This window comes from Corynebacterium sp. 21KM1197 (genome assembly GCF_033783015.1).
Lineage (GTDB): Bacteria > Actinomycetota > Actinomycetes > Mycobacteriales > Mycobacteriaceae > Corynebacterium.
Genome location: NZ_CP123907.1, coordinates 2,274,697 through 2,294,033, shown reverse-complemented (window position 1 = coordinate 2,294,033; position 19,337 = coordinate 2,274,697). Strand labels below are relative to the sequence as shown.

At 64.3% G+C, this 19,337-nt stretch carries 23 protein-coding genes; 15 read left to right on the top strand and 8 right to left on the bottom strand.

Translation table 11 applies throughout. The features are described 5' to 3' along the window. Positions 1-166 precede the first annotated feature (166 nt). Positions 167-1,141, bottom strand: coding sequence for a pseudouridine synthase (locus tag OLW90_RS11080; protein ID WP_319650159.1), 975 nt, complete (start codon positions 1,139-1,141; stop codon positions 167-169). Positions 1,142-1,202: 61 nt separating this feature from the next. Here OLW90_RS11080 and OLW90_RS11075 point away from each other — a divergent pair, with 61 nt between their 5' ends. The 3 genes from OLW90_RS11075 (at position 1,203) to OLW90_RS11065 (ending at position 3,145) form a co-directional block, all read left to right on the top strand. Continuing rightward, positions 1,203-2,096, top strand: a complete 894-nt coding sequence (locus tag OLW90_RS11075; RefSeq protein ID WP_319650158.1) for a universal stress protein — start codon at positions 1,203-1,205, stop codon at positions 2,094-2,096. A gap of 16 nt (positions 2,097-2,112) precedes the next feature. Further along, positions 2,113-2,376 (top strand): GlsB/YeaQ/YmgE family stress response membrane protein, encoded by a 264-nt coding sequence (locus OLW90_RS11070; RefSeq protein ID WP_319650157.1) that lies wholly within the window; start codon positions 2,113-2,115, stop codon positions 2,374-2,376. A gap of 133 nt (positions 2,377-2,509) precedes the next feature. Continuing rightward, on the top strand, positions 2,510-3,145 hold the full coding sequence (locus OLW90_RS11065) for a TetR/AcrR family transcriptional regulator (protein ID WP_319650156.1): 636 nt from the start codon (positions 2,510-2,512) through the stop codon (positions 3,143-3,145). A gap of 6 nt (positions 3,146-3,151) precedes the next feature. Here the strand turns inward: OLW90_RS11065 and yidC are convergent, their stop codons facing one another. Beyond that, positions 3,152-4,402, bottom strand: a complete 1,251-nt coding sequence (gene yidC / locus OLW90_RS11060; RefSeq protein WP_319650155.1) for a membrane protein insertase YidC — start codon at positions 4,400-4,402, stop codon at positions 3,152-3,154. A 70-nt stretch (positions 4,403-4,472) separates the two neighbouring features. Here yidC and OLW90_RS11055 point away from each other — a divergent pair, with 70 nt between their 5' ends. Next, on the top strand, positions 4,473-5,684 hold the full coding sequence (locus OLW90_RS11055; RefSeq protein ID WP_319650154.1) for a sensor histidine kinase: 1,212 nt from the start codon (positions 4,473-4,475) through the stop codon (positions 5,682-5,684). A 40-nt stretch (positions 5,685-5,724) separates the two neighbouring features. After that, positions 5,725-6,375, top strand: coding sequence for a response regulator transcription factor (locus OLW90_RS11050; RefSeq protein ID WP_319650153.1), 651 nt, complete (start codon positions 5,725-5,727; stop codon positions 6,373-6,375). Positions 6,376-6,428: 53 nt separating this feature from the next. On the opposite strand, the gene OLW90_RS11045 is transcribed toward OLW90_RS11050, so the two are convergent. Together OLW90_RS11045 and OLW90_RS11040 are read right to left on the bottom strand one after the other, a co-directional pair. Beyond that, entirely contained in the window at positions 6,429-6,773 is a 345-nt protein-coding gene (locus OLW90_RS11045; RefSeq protein WP_319650152.1) for an Lsr2 family protein, read from the bottom strand. Between the two features lie 162 nt (positions 6,774-6,935). Beyond that, positions 6,936-7,571: a DUF6474 family protein gene (locus OLW90_RS11040; protein WP_319650151.1), complete on the bottom strand. Its 636-nt coding sequence runs from the start codon at positions 7,569-7,571 to the stop codon at positions 6,936-6,938. An 84-nt stretch (positions 7,572-7,655) separates the two neighbouring features. Between OLW90_RS11040 and OLW90_RS11035 the strand changes: the two genes are divergently transcribed. Next, positions 7,656-9,167, top strand: a complete 1,512-nt coding sequence (locus OLW90_RS11035; RefSeq protein WP_319650150.1) for a TM0106 family RecB-like putative nuclease — start codon at positions 7,656-7,658, stop codon at positions 9,165-9,167. 12 nt (positions 9,168-9,179) lie between these two features. On the opposite strand, the gene OLW90_RS11030 is transcribed toward OLW90_RS11035, so the two are convergent. Then, positions 9,180-10,907 (bottom strand): cupredoxin domain-containing protein, encoded by a 1,728-nt coding sequence (locus OLW90_RS11030; protein ID WP_319650149.1) that lies wholly within the window; start codon positions 10,905-10,907, stop codon positions 9,180-9,182. Between the two features lie 84 nt (positions 10,908-10,991). On the opposite strand from OLW90_RS11030, the gene OLW90_RS11025 reads away from it, so the two are divergent. Then, positions 10,992-11,564 carry an LURP-one-related/scramblase family protein gene (locus OLW90_RS11025; RefSeq protein WP_319650148.1) on the top strand — a complete coding sequence of 191 codons (573 nt, stop codon included), beginning with the start codon at positions 10,992-10,994 and terminating at the stop codon, positions 11,562-11,564. Positions 11,565-11,628: 64 nt separating this feature from the next. Here the strand turns inward: OLW90_RS11025 and OLW90_RS11020 are convergent, their stop codons facing one another. Beyond that, positions 11,629-12,231, bottom strand: coding sequence for a superoxide dismutase (locus OLW90_RS11020; protein ID WP_319650147.1), 603 nt, complete (start codon positions 12,229-12,231; stop codon positions 11,629-11,631). A 191-nt stretch (positions 12,232-12,422) separates the two neighbouring features. Here OLW90_RS11020 and msrA point away from each other — a divergent pair, with 191 nt between their 5' ends. Continuing rightward, a complete protein-coding gene (gene msrA / locus OLW90_RS11015) occupies positions 12,423-13,076 on the top strand; it encodes a peptide-methionine (S)-S-oxide reductase MsrA (RefSeq protein WP_319650146.1) in 654 nt (217 codons plus the stop codon). Between the two features lie 11 nt (positions 13,077-13,087). Here msrA and OLW90_RS11010 read toward each other — a convergent pair whose 3' ends face one another. After that, positions 13,088-14,827 (bottom strand): alpha/beta-hydrolase family protein, encoded by a 1,740-nt coding sequence (locus OLW90_RS11010; protein WP_319650145.1) that lies wholly within the window; start codon positions 14,825-14,827, stop codon positions 13,088-13,090. Between the two features lie 131 nt (positions 14,828-14,958). On the opposite strand from OLW90_RS11010, the gene OLW90_RS11005 reads away from it, so the two are divergent. The 7 genes from OLW90_RS11005 to OLW90_RS10975 all read left to right on the top strand — a co-directional run bounded on the left by OLW90_RS11005 (position 14,959) and on the right by OLW90_RS10975 (position 18,865). Continuing rightward, on the top strand, positions 14,959-15,903 hold the full coding sequence (locus tag OLW90_RS11005) for an L-lactate dehydrogenase (protein WP_319650144.1): 945 nt from the start codon (positions 14,959-14,961) through the stop codon (positions 15,901-15,903). A 49-nt stretch (positions 15,904-15,952) separates the two neighbouring features. Further along, positions 15,953-16,660 carry a glycerophosphodiester phosphodiesterase gene (locus OLW90_RS11000; protein WP_319650143.1) on the top strand — a complete coding sequence of 236 codons (708 nt, stop codon included), beginning with the start codon at positions 15,953-15,955 and terminating at the stop codon, positions 16,658-16,660. A 4-nt stretch (positions 16,661-16,664) separates the two neighbouring features. Next, positions 16,665-17,585 carry a DUF5926 family protein gene (locus tag OLW90_RS10995; protein WP_319650142.1) on the top strand — a complete coding sequence of 307 codons (921 nt, stop codon included), beginning with the start codon at positions 16,665-16,667 and terminating at the stop codon, positions 17,583-17,585. A gap of 21 nt (positions 17,586-17,606) precedes the next feature. Further along, complete coding sequence (locus tag OLW90_RS10990; protein WP_319650141.1) at positions 17,607-17,894, top strand: hypothetical protein; 288 nt, start codon at positions 17,607-17,609, stop codon at positions 17,892-17,894. A 107-nt stretch (positions 17,895-18,001) separates the two neighbouring features. Then, entirely contained in the window at positions 18,002-18,343 is a 342-nt protein-coding gene (locus OLW90_RS10985) for a hypothetical protein (protein ID WP_319650140.1), read from the top strand. Positions 18,344-18,347: 4 nt separating this feature from the next. Further along, positions 18,348-18,575, top strand: a complete 228-nt coding sequence (locus tag OLW90_RS10980; protein WP_319650139.1) for a hypothetical protein — start codon at positions 18,348-18,350, stop codon at positions 18,573-18,575. Beyond that, positions 18,575-18,865 carry a hypothetical protein gene (locus OLW90_RS10975; protein ID WP_319650138.1) on the top strand — a complete coding sequence of 97 codons (291 nt, stop codon included), beginning with the start codon at positions 18,575-18,577 and terminating at the stop codon, positions 18,863-18,865. Before OLW90_RS10980 ends, OLW90_RS10975 begins: the two co-directional genes overlap by 1 nt. Positions 18,866-18,912: 47 nt before the next feature. Here OLW90_RS10975 and OLW90_RS10970 read toward each other — a convergent pair whose 3' ends face one another. Beyond that, positions 18,913-19,245 carry a hypothetical protein gene (locus OLW90_RS10970; protein WP_319650137.1) on the bottom strand — a complete coding sequence of 111 codons (333 nt, stop codon included), beginning with the start codon at positions 19,243-19,245 and terminating at the stop codon, positions 18,913-18,915. Between the last annotated feature and the right edge of the window lie 92 nt (positions 19,246-19,337).

Below are 19,337 nucleotides of genomic sequence, written 5' to 3'. Positions count from 1 at the left end.
AGTAGGAGGGTGGTGTAAGGAAACCAGGAGATGGTTTCTTTACACCACCCTCTTCTTTGTTGTTGTGGTGGGGGTGGGGGATTTCCCTTGTGTTCTGGGGGTCTGTTGTGTGTTTGTGGGGTGGGTGCGGGACTACAACCAAAACACACCACAATGAGTACTAACCTCACACGGAATATACCCTTTTCTCCCCGTTGAGCGGGTCGATGAATTCTAGCCCTATGGCGCGCAGCCGCAAGGGCTTATTGAAATCCTCTTCCTCTCTCCGAACAACGGGATAGAGAGGATCCCCCTGGATCGGCACCCCGGCGGCAGCCATGTGCATGCGCAATTGGTGCGTTTTCCCGGTGTGTGGCCGCAAGGTATAAGCCGCCCATTTCCCATCGGGGTCGGGCCGAATCCCCAGCAGCGTGGTATGTGCGTTGGGCTCTCGTTCCGGCCATGTTCGGGCCTGGAGGTCACCGGGGGTTTTGGTGATGTGGGAGCGCCATTCCACGGGGTGCTCCACGCGCGCTTCTCCCGAGTCAGAACCTCTAAAACCCCCGCAGGCGGCGGCCAAGGCGGCGTCGTAAGGCGCAATGGCCTCGTATGTTTTGGTGACTTTCCGCGAGGCAAAGAGTTCCTGATACGCCCCTCGTATTTCGGGTCTTTTAGTAAATAAAAGTAGCCCGGAGGTGAGCCGGTCAAGGCGGTGCGCGGGGGTGAGGTCGTTATTGCCGGTGAGGCGGCGCAAACGCACCGTGGCGGTCTCGGTAATGTGCTCGCCGCGTGGCATGGTGGCTAGGAATGGTGGTTTATCCACCACTAAAAGGGATTCGTCCTCGTGGATTATCCGTATTTCATAGGGCACGGGTTTTTCCGGAGCGGGGGTGCGGTAGAACCACACGTCGGTACCGGGCCGCAGGGTGTCGCCGGGAGCAAGGGCCTGTCCGTCGCGGAGCCGTACCTCCCCGGCATGAAAGCGCGCGAGAATGGCCTCGGAATTATCCTCGGGGTGCCGGTGCCGTTGGGAGAGAATCAGGTGGCTGAGGAACTCTTGGGCGGTGAGGGTGGTGCCCTCGGGGACGCGGACGCGGGAGGGGTTGAGCCCGTCGCGGATGGGGAGAGGCGGGGGTGTGCGTCGGCGTCGAAAAGCAACCATGTGTCCACTGTAGAGGGGTAATATGAGGGGTGTTGGGTCCAGTCTGAGGAAAGGGGACGCGATGAGTACAGAAGGAATCATCGTTGTGGCAGTGGACGGCTCGGAGGCCGCCAAGATGGCTGTGCGCTGGGCGGCGAATACCGCGAATAAGCGGGGTGTGCCGCTGCGCCTGGCATCGAGTTACACCATGCCGCAGTACCTCTACGCGGAGGGTATGGTGCCCCCGCAGGAGCTTTTCGACGACCTCCAGAGCGAGGCGATGGAAAAGATCGAGGAGGCGCGCGGCATCGCGCACGAGGTTGCCCCGGAGATCAAGATCGGGCACACCCTCGCGGAGGGCTCTCCGATTGACATGCTGTTGGAGATGTCCAAGGACGTGACGATGATCGTCATGGGTTCGCGTGGCCTGGGCGGGCTGTCGGGCATGGTGATGGGCTCGGTTTCCGCCGCCGTGGTGTCGCACGCCTCCTGCCCCGTGGTGGTGGTTCGCGCGGATAATCCGGTCAATGAGAACACCAAGTACGGCCCCGTGATCATCGGCGTGGATGGCTCCGAGGTTTCCCAGCGCGCAACGGATTACGCCTTCGCTGAGGCGAATGCGCGCGACGCCGAGCTGGTGGCGGTGCACACCTGGATGGATATGCAGGTGCAGGCCTCGCTCGCGGGGTTGTCCGCCGCGCAGCAGCAGTGGGAGGAGGTGGAGGCGGAGCAGCGCGAGTTGTTGGATTCTCGCCTGGCCTCGTTCATGGAGCAGTACCCGGACGTGGAGGTTACCAAGGTGATCACCAGGGATCGCCCGGTGCGTGCCCTGGTGGAGGCGGCGGAGAATGCCCAGTTGCTGGTGGTGGGCTCGCATGGTCGCGGTGGCTTCAAGGGCATGTTGCTGGGTTCCACCTCCCGGGCCTTGTTGCAGTCCGCTCCGTGTCCTATGATGGTGGTTCGTCCAGAAAAATAAACATAAGGAGTGGCGTATGAGCGGCTTGAGCATGGGCTTTCTCGCCTGGGTCATTATTGGTGGTCTTGCCGGATGGGTCGCGTCCAAGATCAAGGGCACGGACGCCCAGCAGGGTCTGGTGCTCAACGTGCTGGTGGGTATCGCCGGTGGTCTGTTGGGTGGCTGGATCCTGAATCTCTTTGGCGTGGACGTTGCCGGTGGCGGGCTGATCTTTAGCTTCTTCACCTGCGTGCTGGGTTCGGTGATTTTGTTGTCGATCGTCAATAAGATCGGCCGCTAGCCTATCCCTGAGTAACCCCCCGGTTCCTGTGTGAGTGAGCACAGGGGCCGGGGGTTGTTTCGTCAAAATGGACAGATTTGTCTATTATGTGGGGGTACGTGTTCTGCGGTGGTAAAGGGAAGGACAAGAATCAGTGGCCAGTACCAAGGGGCGGAAGTCCGCGTCCGGCACCTCGCGCAGGCGGAGCCGTCCAAGCCCACGGGAACGCCTGCTCGCCTCCGCCACCAACCTCTTTACCACCGAGGGCGTCCGCGTCATCGGCATTGACCGGATCCTCCGCGAGGCGGACGTGGCCAAGGCCTCGCTCTACTCCCTCTTTGGCTCTAAGGACGCCCTGGTCGTGGCCTATATTGAGCGTCTCGACGCCGCCTGGCGCGAGGCCTGGGCCGAGCGCACCAAGGACATGCAGGACGCGGACGCGAAGATCCTGGCCTTCTTCGATCAATACATAGAGCAAATGCCCGCGGAGAATTACCGTGGTTCTCACTTCCTCAACGCCGTGTGTGAGTACCCCAAGCCGGAGACGGAAGCAGAGCACGATATTATCCGCGCGGTGATGGATCACCGGCAGTGGTGTAAGAGCACGCTCACGCAGTTGCTCACCCTGCGCAACGGCTATCCCAGCGAGACTCAGGCCGGGCACCTGTTGATCTTCCTCGATGGTGGCGTGGCGGGCTCGCGCATGTCCCGCACCATCGAGCCCCTGGAATCGGCGCGCACCTTGGCCCGCCAGATGCTCGCGGAACCCCCCGCGGATTACTCCATCTAGAGTCTTTTATTCCTCGCGGCGGTGCCGTCCGCCTTGGCCTCGGCGCTCCTCGGGCACCTCGATCCTCATGCGCCCAGCCCATTCCCGGTCGAGGGAGTGCTTGCCCACGGTGGGGGTTTGGGCGTCGGTAGCAGCGGGTACTGCGGGAGCCCCGGCCTGCCCCTTCTTGGCGGCCTTGGCCTCGGCGATGATGCCGCGCCGCGTCTGCTTCTTCGCCTGGGCGATGTCCTTGCGGTGTTTCTTCTCTGCCGCGCGCTGCACCTTGCGCAGGCGTGATTTCTTGGTGGCTAGTTGGCGGTGCTCCGCAGAACCCAGCCCCTTGAGCCGCAGCGCCCTGATCTCGCGGCGCTCCTCGCGCTCGCGCTGACGGATCCCCTGGTGCTCCTCGCGCTGGCGCTGGAAGTACGCGCGGTGCTCCTTGTCCAGGGGCAGTCGGCTGCGCAGGGCCAGGTGAATGAGGGCGTTTTGCAGGAGGGTCCAGAGGTTATTGCCAAACCAGTACAGGATGATGGCCACGGGCAGCGGGCCAAAGAGCCCGGCGGAGACCAGCATGAAGGGCACTACGATGGCCAGTATGAGCGTGATCTTATAGATGTTGAGGGCAAAGCCGGAGGCGTAATCCAGGGACTGCCGGGTGCGGTGCAGGGAGAGCGCCGTGTTGAGCACGGTAAACACCACCGCGAGCACGAGGAAGGGCAGGATCATGCCGGTGATCTCGGCGCGGGTGGTGCCCAAGTTCTCCAGTTGCTCGGGGCTCATGGCGCGGTAGGCGGGCAGCGGCACGCCGAGGAAGGTGCTGTGCAGGAAGGAATCGACGTCGTGAGCGCTGAGGAACCCAATGCGATGGTGCTCGCCCTCGATCCCCTCGGTGGGGCGCGCGATCCGCAGCAGCAGGCGATACAGGCCCAGGAAGGCGATGAGTTGGATGATGGGTGGGATACAGCCCGCAGCGGGCTTGTATTGGAAGCGCTTGCGTAGTTTGCTGGTGAGCGCCATTTCCTCCAGCATGCCGCGCCGGTCGGTGCGCTCGGCGTAGGCGCGGCGCACGGCGTCGAGATGCGGGCGCATGAGCACGGATATGCGCGCGGCGCGGAACTGCATCCAGGCGAAGGGCGCGATGAGGGTGCGCACCGCGATGATGAGCCCCACGAGGCTGAGCAGCCACGCATGGTGTTCCTCTATTCCCAGGAGGGAATGGAAAAACAGGTGCCACATCTTCATAATCCCCGAGATGGGGAGGACAAAGAGGTTCAGCACGGTGGGATTCCGCCTTTCCAGTTTTGTGGATAGGTGCTGGGAAACTGCTGCTAAGCGTACCGTGTGGAGTATGACCACTGTGGAACGCCCGGAGCGGCCGGGGGAAAATAGCCTGATTAATGGCATTCACGTGCTTACCTCGGTGTTGCTCATCGTCACGGTGAGCGCCTCGGTGCAGCTGGAATGGAAGTTCGCGGTGATCAACGTGATTATCTGCGCGCTTTTTGCCTTCCTTTACTTCTTCGGCTCGGACCTGTGGGAGGGTTGGCCGCCGGTGGCGCGGCTGACGTGGCTCCTCGGGCTTTCCGGGCTGTGGGTGCTCATGCTGCCCCTGGCCAACGTGAGCGTGTACCTGCTCCTTTCCCTGTTCTTCCTGTACCTCCGGGTGCTGGACGATTATCGCGGCGTGGTGGCGGTGGTGATCGCCACGGCGGTGTCCATCGGGGCGCAGATACCCAAGGGGCTAACCGTGGGGGCGGTCATGGGCCCGGCGGTATCCGCGCTGGTGGTGGTGGCTATTTATTACGCCTTCCGCACCCTGTGGCAGGTGAGCCGGGAGCGCCAGGAACTCATCGACCAACTCATGGCCACCCGCACGCAGTTGGCCGCCTCCGAGCACGCGGCGGGCATCGCGGCCGAGCGCCAGCGTATCGCTCACGAGATCCACGACACCGTGGCCCAGGGGCTCTCCAGCATTCAGATGCTGCTCCACGCCGCCGAGCGGGACCTGCGGGACACGGGGCTGAGCGCGGAGGCGGCCGCCCCGGTGGTCACCAGGATCGACCAGGCGCGCCGCACCGCCTCCGATAACCTCGCGGAGGCCCGAGCCATGATCGCGGCGCTGCAACCGGCGGGGCTCTCCTCCGCCTCGCTGGAGACCGCCCTGCGCCGCGTGGCCACCAGCTTTGCCGCCAGCGTGGACATGGAGATCGACGTGGACATCGAGGGGGAGGTGTGCGCCCTTCCGATGAAAACGGAGGCCGTGCTGCTGCGGGTGGCGCAGGGGGCGGTGGGTAACGTGGTCAAACACGCCCAGGCCAGCCGCGCGCGGATCACCGTGAGCTATGCGCCCGGGGAGGTGCGCCTGGACGTGGTGGATAACGGCCGGGGCTTTGATCCCGAGGCCGTGGCGCAGCGTCCCGCGGGCCTGGGGCACGTGGGGCTTGATGCTATGCGACGCCGCGCCGAGGAGGTAGGAGGCACCCTCAGCGTGGAATCCGCGCCGGGGAGCGGAACGGCGATGTCCGTGGCTATTCCAGTACAAAATGACGTATTAGACTAAGACGAAGGTACGCCCCCGCGCGGAAGGAAAAGGAAATTAGATGGGTCGTTCAACGATTAGGGTTCTTTTGGCCGATGACCATCAGATCGTGCGGATGGGGCTGCGCGCCATCCTCGATGGGGCGGAGGACATCGAGGTGATCGGGGAGGTGGCCACGGCGGACGCCGCCATTTCCGCCGCCTACGCCGGGGGCATTGACGTGATTCTCATGGATTTGCGCTTTGGGGCTGGGGTGGAGGGCACCAAGGTGACCACGGGGGCGGAGGCCACCCGCGCCATTAAACAAGCAATGGCGCGTCCGCCGCGCGTATTGGTGGTGACCAATTACGATACGGACGCCGATATTCTCGGGGCCATTGAGGCCGGGGCGGTGGGCTATTTGCTCAAGGACGCCCCTCCGACGGAACTCCTGGCGGCGGTGCGCTCTGCGGCGGAGGGCGATTCCGCGCTTTCCCCGGTGGTGGCGGATCGATTGATGACGCGCGTGCGCACCCCGCGCACCTCCCTCACGCCACGGGAATTGGAGGTCTTGGGACTGGTGGCTGAGGGTTGTTCTAACCGAGAAATCGGGCAACAGCTCATGCTTTCTGAGGCCACGGTGAAATCCCATCTGGTGCACATTTACGATAAGTTAGGTGTGCGTTCCCGTACCTCCGCGGTGGCCTCCGCGCGAGAACAAGGCGTGATTTAGGCATAACAAAAGCGGCCACCCTCGGGGAGGGGGCCGCTTTTGTGGGAGAAAAATTAGCGATTCTGGTGGGCCTGGTTGTAGGCCTCAATCACCTCGGAGGGGATCTTGCCGCGCAGGGCGATGTCCTTGCCCTGGTCAAGGGCCCACTGGCGGATCTCGCGGGCCTTGCTGTTGCGGGCCGCGCCGCTGTTGCGGCGGCCGCTGACCGGGGCGGCGTGCTTGCGCGCCACGGCCAGGTAGGGGCGGAACATCTCGCGGAACTTCTCCGCGTTCTCGGCAGAAAGATCAATGATGTAGTCCGTGCCATCGAGGGCAAAGCGAACCACATTCACTTCATTCACGTCCAAAGGGGTGCCGCTCAGATCATCAAAGTACTGGGTGACTTCCTTGCGAGCCATGGGATAACCTCTCCGTTGTATGGCCGGAATGGGTGCTCCCCTCCGGCGTATTTTTCATGGTGACTACTACTGTACATCGCATTGTGCGTATGTACATAGTTGTGTGGTCGCAAAGGAAAAATCGTAGTTATCTACCCAGAAACATATCGCTAAACGCAATCATTAGCGCTGTTTGAGGCGCCCCTGAATCTCATTGGTCACCTGGTCAATGTCCCTGGCGATACTGGTATGGGCGCGGCGGCGCTGCTCCTCGGTCATGTACTCCGCATTGTCCAGGGAGGCGGAAAGTTCCTCCATGCGATCCTCCACATCGCGGACAAAACCGGAGGGCAAACCGGAGTCCTTCAGGGACTCTTTGATCCCGTGAATACGAGCCTTCAGCGGGGCGCCGTAGCCGGAGAATTGCGCCATTTGATCGGAGGTCACGCCCAGGCGCCGCGCCTGGGCGGAGGTGGCCTGCTCCTGCAAAGCCGTGAGCGCCCGATACGCCAGGGGAAGGAGAACCGGGGTGAGCAGGCGCGCCGCGCCGGTCCAGCGCTTCACGTTATCGGCGTTAAACTTTCCCGCCTGAATCTGCGCCAATTTATTTTCCGCCATCTTGCGCTCGTGCTTGCGCTTGGCCTGCAAGCCCTTATGCTCCGCCTTGAGCAGGCCCTTTTCCTGCTTGGCCAGGAGCTTCGCCTGGCGCTGGCGGGCCTTGGCCTGAGCCTTCACCTCCGCCTTGGCGCGGGTCTTAGCGGCCTTGATCTGGGCCTTGGAGCGGGCGCGTCGCTTGCTCAGGTTTTTGAGGATTCCCATGTTCTGCGATCCTTCGCGGTTGTCCGATGTTGATCTTCGCTGCCTCAACCTTACTCGTGCGAATGTCTTATGCTCTTATACATTGTGGAAAAGCCGTCGCAGATTGCCCCGATAAGGGCGCAGGAACTCCTGGGGTGCCGTTATAAACAGGTGCAGCGCCGCCGATTCCCTGGCACCCCGCCCACGGAAGCCTCGCGGCACCGGGCGCGTCGCAAGCACACCGCCGTGGCGGCGGTAACGCAACTCCTTCCCACGGGCCCCGCGCCGGGAGACTCGCGGGGGCGTCGATTTGTGCGCGTGCGCATTGATTCCACCCAGCCGGACGCGGACCTGGATACCCTCGAAGCCCTCGCCCAGGGGGCCACGCTGATTGAGGGCGCGGTGTTTGAGGGAACGCACGCCGGAATCACCTGGCGCGCCGAGGTGGAGCTTCTGGCCCTGCTTCCCGACGCCACCTACTTGCCGGTGGCGGTGACCAATCACCGCGTGGCCCGGCCCGCGCCGGGCGCACACACTCCGGTGATCGCCACGCAGCGCCTGGGGTTGAGCGCGCCGCACCCGGAGGAATACGCCCTCAAACATCATTCCTCCGATAGTTTCCGGCTGGCCCTGGCGGCCCGCGCGCTGGAGGAATACGGTTTGGGCACCGGCCTCGGTGGGCTCATCGGTCAGGATCGTGCGCGGGTGTTCCTCACCCCCACCGCGCCCTTTCAGCGTGCGGTCAATGTCGCCCTGGAGGCGCCCGTGCCGGCGGCCCCGCGTCGCCTCAAGGAGTGTGCGGCCTGTCGATTCTGGGAGCGCTGCGAACCCATGCTCCGGGCCGCCGATGACCTCAGTCTCTTCCTCCCCGGAGATCGCGGGCGGCGTTTCCGCGAGCGCGGGATAGAGACGGTCACCGGGCTGGCCAAGGCCAACCTGGGGGAACCCTCTGCGTTGGCGGAGGCCTGGCAGCGCGGCGTGCCGGTGCTGCGCCGCAGCACCATAAGCCCCCCGCCGCGCGCCGAGGTGGAAATAGACATCGACGTGGAGGCCTACCTCGATCAGGGTGCCTACCTCTGGGGAACGTATGACGGCCGAGACTATCGGCCCTTTATCACCTGGGACGGCCTGGGCGGGGAGGCGGAGGCCCATAACTTTGCCGAGTTCTGGGGCTGGCTCATGGGCCAACGCGCGCGGGCGCGGGAACGGGGGCAGACGTTCCGGGTGTATTGCTACGCCCGCAACGGGGAAAACCACTGGCTGCGCTCCTCCGCGCGCAGGCTACCGGGTGGCCCCTCCGAGGAGGAGGTTCGCGCCTTTATCCGCAGCGAGGACTGGGTGGACGTATTTGATTCTGTGACCTCCTCCCTGGCCGGGCCCTATGGATTGGGGCTCAAGATCGTGGCCCCGCAGGCGGGTTTTAGGTGGCGTGACCAGGGCTTTGACGGAGAGGAATCCGTGAACGCCTATCGCGTGGCCATCGGGCTCGATGCAGGGGACGCGGCGGCGGCCCGCCGCCTGCTGCTGCGATACAACGAGGACGATTGCCGGGCGACGGCCGCCGTGCGCGCGTGGTTGAGCGGGGGCGCGCCGGGGGCGGAGGATCTGCGCGCTTGAGGGCGGGGTGTTCTAAGGAGCCGGGGGCGGCGGTGTGGCGACCTTGACATCGAAGGTCATGCCCTTGGTGTGGTGCCCCGCGATGGTGCACCAGCCGGGAACATCGGCGGTGATGATTCCGGCGTCGATCTCCGTGCTTTCGCCCGGGGTTATTCTCCCGGAACGCGCGCCGTTGGTGAGTTTGAGGTCGTGGGCCTGGGAATCTCCGTTGTGCAACTCGATGATGAGCCGGTTGCCCGAGGGCACGGTGACGCTGGCGGGCTCAAAGATCATGTTCCCTGCGTTCACCTGAACCCTGGTGACGTTTCCCTCCTCCGGGTTAGTGGTGGAAGTAGCGCTGGGTGGGGTGGGGGCGCTACCGGGGCCATCGAGCCCGCCGCACAGGGCGGTCAGCAACGCCAGGAGGGAGAGCCCCAGGGCCACCTGCCCCGAGGAACCTCGGGCATGGGGGATCTCCGGGCGTTCTTCTTGAGGGTGTTCTGCTTGCGCGGCGCGGGTACGCCCCAGTTGAGCCCGCATCGCGCGCACCATGAGCGGCAGGAAAGGAACCAAGCCCGCGAAGGCGAGCGCGGAGGCGCCCACGCGCAGCCAGGAGTAATCGGCCGCCAACCACAAGAGGAGCCCGCCGTTGGTAAGCGTGAGGCGCAGCATGCCACCGCGATAGGTTTCGCGGAGCCCCCAGGCGGAGCGCACGCGCATGGTGACGGAGAGCAGATAACTCATCATGCCGATGAGCAACTGACCACCAAAGCCCACCAGCAACGCGGTGGTGGGTAACTCAGCCTGCGGACCGTGGTGCAGAACCCGCACGGCAAACCACAGGAGGCAGGCCAGCAACCACAGCACCGCCGCCGTAACGGAGAGGGAGCCATACGTGGCCTTTTCCAGCCCCGCGCGGAAGATCAGCGGCACCCACCCCACGCAGGAAAGCAGCCACCCCAGAGCGTACACAAGCAGCGCCCCGCCGGTGAGCCAGGCGTGGCCCGCGAGCGCCCCGGCGACGGCCGCGAGGAGTCCGCCCAGGTGGAGACTCAGGGCGGCCCAAGCAGCCCAAGGGCGAGTGCGCGCCGGGCGGGTGCGCCAGATTGCGGGGAAGAGCACCGTGAGCGAGGCGGCGGCCGCCAGACCGAGGAAACCGAGGACGTTGAGGATAAGGTGGGCCTGAAGCAGGCGATCGTGGAGATCGGTGGCGGCGGCCGGGGTGTCGGGCGCGGTGGCGGCCAGCAGCGCGCCGATCACCGCCCCGCCGGTGAGCGAGAGCGCCGAGGCGATATAACCCAGCACCGAGGGCAGCAGGCGCTGTGCTTGTTCGCGCCGTGTGCTCAGTGCCCGGCGAGTTTGCGCGCTGAGGGAAAGCGCGTGCCAGAGCAGGGCGAGCGATACCACGGTGGCCCCGGTGTGGGTGAGGGGGAGCAGTCCCGCGACTTGCCCGGCGAGCACTCCCACGATACCAAGGTTGAGCAGCCATATCTTGCGCAATTGCCAGGGGCGGGCGGAGTCCGGGAGGCGCTGGTGCAGGAATTTCTCCGTGAAGGATTGCGACCACACCACGATGGAATTGGTCACCGCGCCCAGGGTGAAGGTGTGAATGAGCACCCAGCGGTATTCCGGGATAGCGGAATGGCTTATCCCGACGAGGACGATGAGGAATAGCCAGATGGTGACGGGTCTGCTGGCGCGACGGTGCCAACTATTCCGACTGTGCTGGTTCCTCCCCGGAGAATCCTGTGCCACGGCCATGACCTCATGCTAGGACGCGGGGGTGGTGCGGGGGTGTTTCGAACGGGCCAGCGGTGACGTGCGTGATGAGGCATGATCGGGATTATGACTGAGAACCCCGACTTTTCCTCGCTATTGCACTGCGATCACCTCATCATGCAGCAGGTGACCAACTGGGTGAGCAATGACTTTGACATCCTGAACCCCGAGGGCCAGCCCGTGGGGCGGGTGGTGACCTCCGGTTCCCTCCTGGGGCGCATGATGATGGGTTCGCGAGAACTCCTGGTGACGGAGGTGGACGAAACCCCGGTGTTGAGGTTAAGCGATACGGTTAATTTTCTCCGGGAGACGATGGACCTCTTTTATCCCGATGGCACTCCGCTGGCGCACCTGCGGCAGCGATGGAGCTTCTTCCGTTCGCGCGTGGACATGCACCTGGCGGATGGGCGCGTGGTGGAATTGCACGGGAGCGTGTGGGATTACAACTATCAATTTGTGGTGGACGAGCAGGAGGTGGTGCGGGTGAGCCGCGAGTGGGGCGGGATAGGCCGGGCGCTGATGGGGCATTCGCGCTATCACGTGGAGTTCGCCCCCGGATTGCCGGAGGAATTACACGCGACGGTGCTGGGCGGCGTGATCGCCCTGGATCTGCTGCGGGAAAAGCAGCGATCCAGCTAAGGGGTGCGCAATGCACAGCGCCGCCCCCGTGAAAGGGGCGGCGCGGGGCCTGTAGTGCGGTGCCTTACTTCTGGGCGGCGGCGAGGCGCTCGGCCACGTCCTCCCAGTTAAAGACGTTCCACACGGCCTTGACGTAATCCGGCTTCACGTTCTTGTACTGGAGGTAGAAGGCGTGCTCCCACATGTCCAGCATGAGCAGAGGGGTGAGGTTGGCGGAAACGTTGCCCTGCTGGTCGGTGAGCTGCTCGACCACGAGGCGGCCAGCGATGTGGTCATAACCCAGCACCGCCCAGCCGGAACCGTGCAGGCCCAGGGCGGCGGAGGAGAAGTGATCCTTGAACTTCTCAAAGGAGCCGAAGTCCCGGTTGATGGCCTCGGCCAGGTCGCCGGTGGGCTCACCGCCGCCGTTGGGGGAGAGGTTCTTCCAGAAGATGGAGTGGTTGGTGTGACCACCCAGGTTGAAGGCCAGGTTCTTGGACAGCGCGCGGATCTGATCCGGGTTGGTGCCCTCCTCGCGGGCCTTCTCCAGGGCCTCCAGAGCGGCGTTGGCACCGGCCACGTAGGTGGCGTGGTGCTTGGAGTGGTGCAGCTCCATGATCTCGGCGGAGATGTGGGGCTCTAGGGCGTCGTAGGCGTAATCCAGCTCGGGAAGCTCGTAGACAGCCATGAGATAAGTCCTTTCGTCTAAAGTGCAGTTGCGCGGTGCAGCACCGCGTGCCACCCCATGATAGGAACTTTCGCCCAGGTTGCAAGGTTGTCTGTTGTCCGAGGATGAGCACGAAAGTATCGGGGAATACCCGCCGTGCCCGTAGTGTTGAGCTACGAGAGAGCACGGTTCTAAGGAAAGAGGTAACCCCCGTGGGCTGGCTTTTTAGCAGTACTCCTGAATTACTCGCTCCGCAGGAAACTCTGCCCGGGCGCGCCGAACCGATCCTGGAGCGCCCACACGATCACGCCGTGCTGGGCACCCCGCTCACCGGCCCCTGGCGCGAGGGGCAGCGCAGCGTGCTGGTGGGCATTGGCTGCTACTGGGGCGTAGAAAAGATGTACTGGCAGATGGAGGGCGTGGAATCCACCTCGGTGGGCTTTGCCGGGGGTGTGACCCCCAATCCCACGTATCGAGAGGTGTGCACGGGGCGCACCAACCACGTCGAGGTGGCGCAGGTGGTATTCGATCCGCAGCGCATTTCCCTAGAGCGGATCATCACCGCCGCCCTGGAGGCCCACGATCCCACCCAGGGCTACCGGCAGGGCAATGACGTGGGCACGCAGTACCGCTCCGCCTTTTATACCGAGACGGAGGAGGACGCCGCCCTGATCCGCTCCCTGGTGCAGCGCTACGGGGAGAAGCTTGCCGACGCCGGCTTTGGCCCCGTGACCACGGAGGTATCCACCCTGGCGGAGACGCCCGCCGGGGCGTACTACCTGGCCGAGGAGGATCACCAGCAATACCTGCACAAGGTGCCCGGCGGGTACTGCCCCCACCACGGCACCGGCATCGCCTGCGGTTAATCGCGGGGAGGCTAGACCCGGCGCTTTCCGTTGCGCCGCGTCCACCGCACGCAGCGGTGCAGTAATTCCGGGCTGGCCTCCACGCCGAGTACCCCGGCCCAGTACGCGGCGAACTCCGAGTGGTAGTTGTGGCCGTGGTTGCCGGGGGCCTTGGTGCAGGTGAGCATGTCTATCCCCACCTGCCAGCCGGTGATGAGCGGCACCCACCTCATGCGATGGGGGACGTCGCTACGCTGCGCCGGGGGCGCGGGAACGTTGCGGGAGCCGGGCTCGCGCAGCCAGTCGGGGCGTCGATAGAAAAGGGGGGGTTCCCACCACACGATGGGATCGGAGGCGTGCTGGGCGATGATCACGCGGGGAAACTCCCAGGGTTGAGCGTAGGGCCGCCCGGCGTGATCGCGCTCAAGGTGCTGCGGGTGGGCGCATACCCGCAGGTGGCGACCACCGTTGAGCAGGGGTAGGCGCTCGGGGGAGCCGGGTTCACGGTGCGCGCGCACCCAGGAGAGCAGCGGGGTGCTGCGCGGCGGGCCGGAGAATACCGCGCCGTCCACCTGATTGAGCAGGTCGTTAAGGTGTGGAAACACTCCCGCCATGCCGTAGGCCCCCAGGGACTCCCCGCTGAGGAAAACGCGGGGCGGCCGGGGCTGCTGCCGGGTGCGGGCGAGGATCGCGTGGACGAGGAGATGGGCGGCGTCGCAAGCCACGTGCCGATCCTGGTAATAACTCACCGCGCTGGGCAGATAGGTGTACTGCACGGCCACCGTGGCGCAGCGGCCCCCGGTGAGGAACTCCACCGAATCCAGCGAATAATCCGGCAGCCACCCCGTGCCGGAGGGGTGGGTGATCACGATGACCTCGCGGTCAAAGGCCCCGGTGCGTTCCAGCTCCGCCACCGCCGCCCGTGCGGCCTCCGCCAGGCTGCGGCCCGGAATGAGCCCGATGAACACGCGGATCGGTTCCTCCGCCTCGGCGCCGGTCACCGCCGCAATATCGGCGCGGCGCGGCCCGCTAGACACGTTGATCCGCCCCTGCGCGCCGAGGTGATCCCAGCGTTCCAGGGAACTCGGGGAACCGGAGCGCTGCGGTTCTTGTGGCCTGCGGGCAAAGGAGTGCGTGGCCCGATTCAGCACCTCCGCGCGCCGGGAGAGGCGATGCAGAAGCCGATGGAAAAACACCCGATCCCACAGAAAAGACCAGGTGAGGGCGGCAATGACGAGGGCCGTGAGGGAACTGACCTGGGGTGGCAGCGCGATGTGCAAGAGGGCGGCGGTGCCGTGGGTGCCGCGCCGGGTGAGCCGCGCGCAACACAGCACCAGCCCATACCCGGCCGTGCCCGCCGCTATCCCGGCGGCGGTGGGCGGAAGCCTGCGGTAGGACTCGCCCAGCAGCGCGGCCTGCTGCCTTCCCCGGCGCAGGCTCAGCGCCACGCTGCTCGCGGTGATGAGGGCGAGGGCGCGGTGGGCGATGGGGGAAAAGCGGTAGTGGCGGTGCGGGCGAAGCCAGGCGAGCAGGGTTCCGCCGAGGTGCCCGATGCTCTGGGCAAAGGCGAGGTTGGCCGCCGTGGCCCACCAGGGGTGACGCAGCAGCGAGGGGCTCAGCGCCCACCAGGTGGCGACCTCCGCGCCGAGGGCTCCGGCTCGGGCCTTCTTTTTATGCGGAACCCGGCGCAGGCGCAGGATCGGGGTGAGATCGGCCAGCAGGGTGCCCAGGCGCGCCAGGGCTTTCGACGTCATGGTTCCTGATCGTCGCATGGCGGGGGAGGCTTTGCAGGGTGAGAGGCTCGGCGCGATGTTATTCGCGGCACACAGGGGCCTGGCGGCCGGAAAAACCGGGCGGAAAGCCAACCAAACGGGCATAATGGGCGGTGGAAGGGAGCAGAGAAATGAAGCACACCATGGGCAACAAGGTAGTTCTCATCGGGGCCGGGGACGTGGGCGTGGCCTATGCCTACGCGCTGGTCAATCAGGGGATCATCGACCACCTGGCGATCATCGACATTGATGAAAAGAAACTCGAAGGCAACGTCATGGACCTCAACCACGGCGTGGTCTGGGCGGGTTCGCGTACCCGCGTGACCAAGGGCACCTACGCCGACTGCGAGGACGCCGCCCTGGTGGTGCTCTGCGCCGGTGCCGCCCAGAAACCGGGCGAAACGCGCCTGCAACTGGTGGACAAGAACGTGGCGATTACCAAGTCCATCGTGGAGGAGGTCATGGCCCACGGATTCGACGGCCTCTTCCTGGTGGCCTCCAATCCGGTGGACATTCTCACCTACGCCACCTGGAAGTTCTCCGGCCTGCCCACCCAACGGGTGATCGGCTCCGGCACCGTGCTGGACTCCGCCCGCTTCCGCTACATGCTGGGCGAACTCTACGAGACGGCCCCCAGCTCCGTCCACGCCTACATCATCGGAGAGCACGGTGATACCGAACTCCCCGTTCTCTCCTCCGCCACCATCGCCGGGGTATCCATGCGCAGAATGCTGGAAAAGGACCCCGAGTTGGAAGGTCGCCTGGAAAAGATCTTCGAGCAGACCCGCGACGCCGCCTACCACATCATCGACGCTAAGGGTTCCACCTCCTATGGCATTGGCATGGGGCTGGCCCGGATCACCCGCGCGATCGTGCATAACCAGGACGTGGCCTTGCCCGTTTCCGCCTACCTGGAGGGCGAGTACGGGGAAAAGGACATCTACATTGGCACCCCGGCGATTATTAATCGCATGGGTATTCAGCGAGTGGTGGAACTGGATCTCTCCGAGCATGAGCGGGAGCGCTTTGCCCACTCCGCCGCGACGCTGCGAGAGATTCAGGGGGAGTTCTTCTAGGCTTTTCTTTCACCCAGCGAACCCTAGCGAGGCGGCGTAACCTGTGGGCGTGAAAATCATCGCGCACCGCGGTTATTCTTCCCGCTACCCGGAGTCCACGGCGATCGCCTATGAAAAGGCCTTTGAACTACCCATTCACGGGGTGGAATGCGATATTCGCCTGACCAGGGACGGCGAGGTGGTGTGTATCCACGATCCCATCGTGGATCGCGTTTCCACCGGCAGCGGGCGCGTGTCCATGCACACCCTGGCGCAATTGCAGCGCTTGGATTTTGGCTCGGAGGAGCACCCCCAGGAGGTGCTTACCCTGGATCACCTGCTGGATATGGCCAAGCCGCACCCCCACCACCTCTATATAGAGACCAAGCACCCCCTGCGCTATGGCCGCATGCTGGAGGAGCAGTTGGTGCGCAGGCTGACCTACCACGGCCTGCTCGATGATCCGCGCGTGCATGTTATTAGTTTTGCGGGGGCGTCGATAAGCAGAATGCACTCCCTGGCGCCGCAAATGGACAGGATTTACCTGCGACGAGCCTGGCACCGCCTGCTGCACCCCTGTGATCCGACGGTGGGTGTGCCCACGGGGCTGGGCATGTCCATTGAGCGTGCGCGGCAGCACCCGGCGCTGATTCATGCGCGCGCCCTGCCCACCTATGTGTGGACGGTGGACGAGCCGAAGGATATGGTGTGGGCCCGCGAGCACGGGGTGGACATGCTGGCGACTAATAAACCGGAACTGGCCTTGACGTATCTTTGAGGGCATGGCCAAGAAGAATAAGAAGAACGATGACCTGCCCGAGGGCATGAGCCGCCGCCAGGCCAAGCTCGCCAAGCGGGCCGCCGAGCGCGCCGCCCTGGAAAAGGACCCCCGCCCCTACGGCGGATTTGCCTCCGAGGCCGATCTGGTGGCGCTTCAGGAGTTCGTGCCCTCCGCCACCGCGACGGTAGAGGTGAAGGGGGCCACGCGCCCCGTGCGCCTGGTAACGGTTCTGCCCGGTGCAGCCGCCGCCCTGGTGCGCGAGGAAAAGCACGGCGGCGAGGCCCTGGTGGCCCTGCAAGTGCAGGCGCGTTCCCACAATCCTGGGCGCGACCTCGCTCATGCCCTAAATTGGGCGGCGCAGGCCGGGCCGGGGGAAAGCCTGATGTCCACCGCTGCCGACGGCTCCCAGCCCGCCCTGGGCGATCTGCTCGATCCGGCCGCTCCGCTGGACATCGAGGTTCATCAGGACTTCTCCTGGTGGGTGCCCGAGAGCATGACCGGTGATGCCACCACCATGCGCGCCCTCCAGGCGGCGAACGACGCGATCGTGCCCTCCCACCGCGTGACCGCCGACGTCCCCGGTGCCGTGTGGTGGGTCTACCCCGGTGGGGATAAGGCCCATATCCGCTGGGTGCGCACGGAGGACAACGAGGATCGCCTGCTGGCGGCCCTGGCGCGCATTGCCGCGCGCGGCGAATTGAACCTGGGTGAAGGCTCCCGCTTTGCCGGGACGTTCCGCACCCACGGGCTTGTGGTTCCGGTGTTTGACCTTGACCCCGCCCGTGAGCACGAAACCTACGCGCAGGACCTGGTGACCCTGAATAAGGCGATTGAGGCCGAGGTGGCCAGCGAGGAACCGCTGAACGCCGAGGAACGCAAGCAATTGCAGAACATCAAGTCCCGCCAGGTGACGATCCGATAGCGGGTAAACGATAAGGAGACGGTGAGAGCGGTGCGATGGAACAGGGAGACGGCGCGGGACGGCAGTATCATCCTGAGCTGTGTCTGCGGAATCGCACTCGGGGGCACCGTGGCGGGGGCTATTAATAACGTCTACGTGGCTCACCGATTCGCGGAAAATCTGGACGGTGGGGAGGCAAATCTGGCAATCGAGGTGGCCGCCAAGGTGGAACGTGCCTGGGAGTTTATTCAGATGGCCGGGTATAGCGCCGTGGGTGTGGTGGTGTTTGCGCTGCTAGCGGTGGTGATGAGCCGGGGGCTGCGGAGTTGATGCGGTAGGCGGTACGGGGCGCGCCGGGGCTGTGGATTACAAGGGTTATCCACAGCGGCGGTGACGTCTGGGGCATGGTGGTGGCGCGGGTGGGCACAGTGGTGAGCATGAGCGTGGCGCTGTGGTTATGTCGGGTGGATTGGGACGTGGTGGTCCGTCTCTTACAGGTGCTCGTTGCCGGGGTGGGTCTGTCGATCGCGCAGCAGGGGTTGAGGTACACGGTACGGACCCTGGCGCAGAAAACCGAGAGCGATAACCGTGCTGAGTGGTGGAAACGGTACACCTGGGCGATGGAAAAGGTATATGATGAGCGAGAAGAAGTGATGGTCACGGGGTGGGAACTTATAGATTGCCTTAGTCAAAGCCCCTTGGCCACGCATACTGAGGTGGAAATTATCAATTTTCTGATTGTGCAGCGTTCTGAGCACGAGGACTCCGAGGAAGGATAAACCGATGTCTAAATCTTATTTTCGGGAAGGCGAGACCCCGCGCGTGGCGGCGGCCAGGGCCCGTGCGACCATTACGGTCCGGCACCGCCTGGGGAAGTTCCTGCCGCGCTGGTATTACGAGATAGCTGGGCGGCCCGTGCCACCAGAGGTGATAGAGGCGGAGGAAAAAGGTATTCCTGTGGAGGAGATAGACGCGGTGCCGCCGCAGCCAAAGCTTATAGACTGGATTTGATGATAGGCATAGTGGCGAATCTGGAAATGAGCGGCAGCAACCCCATGCTGCCCATGACCTACGATCTGATATGGAGCGGTTTTCTGCTGTTCTCTTTGGTGGTCATCATCGCGTTGGTGGTGGACATCATCAGACTGCCCGCCACCGTGACCGAGACCGTGGCGCTGATTCTGCTGGTGTTGCTGGCCCCGGTGGTGGGGTGGGTGATCTATTTTGTGCTGCGGCCGAGGATCGCGGTGCGGAGGAAAACCCAGGGGGACCCTGTGCAGGAAAAGTCCGCGCGCGGGTAGGGGCGGCTCCTTAAAATAGCCGCGAGAGGCCGGGGCATGTCGGGGGATCAGGGCGCGAAGAATTGCCCCTGGAGACTCCCCGTGAGTTCCGGCCCATCCGGATACTCCCCGGCGAGAATGATGAGGCCGGGGTATTCCATGCCTAGGAAGTTTTTCCGTGGCTGAGGGAGGATGAGGGCGGAGAGCCGTCCCTGAGCGTGGGTCAGCCGCCAGTCATTGGCTTCGATCACGGAGGTGGCTCCCGTCAGGGCGAAAGATTCCCGCTGATAATGCATCTCTCCATCGAAGAGTTCCTCCGTCCAGAAGAATACGTAGTAGGTGGGGTTGATGTCCTCCGGTGGATAGACATTGTGGCGGATGATAATTTTTTCTATGTTCATTAGATATGGACGCATCCTTCCCGGTGTATTATTTCTTGCGTATATCTGTAGTGATGTAAAAGTATTACCCGTAAAAGTTCTGCACCTAGATT

Bases quoted from the DNA above. Each gene is read 5' to 3' on its own strand.
- OLW90_RS11080 (WP_319650159.1), bottom strand. From the start codon at position 1,141: ATGGTTGCTTTTCGACGCCGACGCACACCCCCGCCTCTCCCCATCCGC.
- OLW90_RS11075 (WP_319650158.1), top strand. From the start codon at position 1,203: ATGAGTACAGAAGGAATCATCGTTGTGGCAGTGGACGGCTCGGAGGCC.
- OLW90_RS11070 (WP_319650157.1), top strand. From the start codon at position 2,113: ATGAGCGGCTTGAGCATGGGCTTTCTCGCCTGGGTCATTATTGGTGGT.
- OLW90_RS11055 (WP_319650154.1), top strand. From the start codon at position 4,473: ATGACCACTGTGGAACGCCCGGAGCGGCCGGGGGAAAATAGCCTGATT.
- OLW90_RS11050 (WP_319650153.1), top strand. From the start codon at position 5,725: ATGGGTCGTTCAACGATTAGGGTTCTTTTGGCCGATGACCATCAGATC.
- OLW90_RS11045 (WP_319650152.1), bottom strand. From the start codon at position 6,773: ATGGCTCGCAAGGAAGTCACCCAGTACTTTGATGATCTGAGCGGCACC.
- OLW90_RS11040 (WP_319650151.1), bottom strand. From the start codon at position 7,571: ATGGGAATCCTCAAAAACCTGAGCAAGCGACGCGCCCGCTCCAAGGCC.
- OLW90_RS11030 (WP_319650149.1), bottom strand. From the start codon at position 10,907: ATGGCCGTGGCACAGGATTCTCCGGGGAGGAACCAGCACAGTCGGAAT.
- OLW90_RS11025 (WP_319650148.1), top strand. From the start codon at position 10,992: ATGACTGAGAACCCCGACTTTTCCTCGCTATTGCACTGCGATCACCTC.
- OLW90_RS11020 (WP_319650147.1), bottom strand. From the start codon at position 12,231: ATGGCTGTCTACGAGCTTCCCGAGCTGGATTACGCCTACGACGCCCTA.
- OLW90_RS11010 (WP_319650145.1), bottom strand. From the start codon at position 14,827: ATGCGACGATCAGGAACCATGACGTCGAAAGCCCTGGCGCGCCTGGGC.
- OLW90_RS11005 (WP_319650144.1), top strand. From the start codon at position 14,959: ATGAAGCACACCATGGGCAACAAGGTAGTTCTCATCGGGGCCGGGGAC.
- OLW90_RS10995 (WP_319650142.1), top strand. From the start codon at position 16,665: ATGGCCAAGAAGAATAAGAAGAACGATGACCTGCCCGAGGGCATGAGC.
- OLW90_RS10985 (WP_319650140.1), top strand. From the start codon at position 18,002: ATGAGCGTGGCGCTGTGGTTATGTCGGGTGGATTGGGACGTGGTGGTC.
- OLW90_RS10980 (WP_319650139.1), top strand. From the start codon at position 18,348: ATGTCTAAATCTTATTTTCGGGAAGGCGAGACCCCGCGCGTGGCGGCG.
- OLW90_RS10975 (WP_319650138.1), top strand. From the start codon at position 18,575: ATGATAGGCATAGTGGCGAATCTGGAAATGAGCGGCAGCAACCCCATG.
- OLW90_RS10970 (WP_319650137.1), bottom strand. From the start codon at position 19,245: ATGAACATAGAAAAAATTATCATCCGCCACAATGTCTATCCACCGGAG.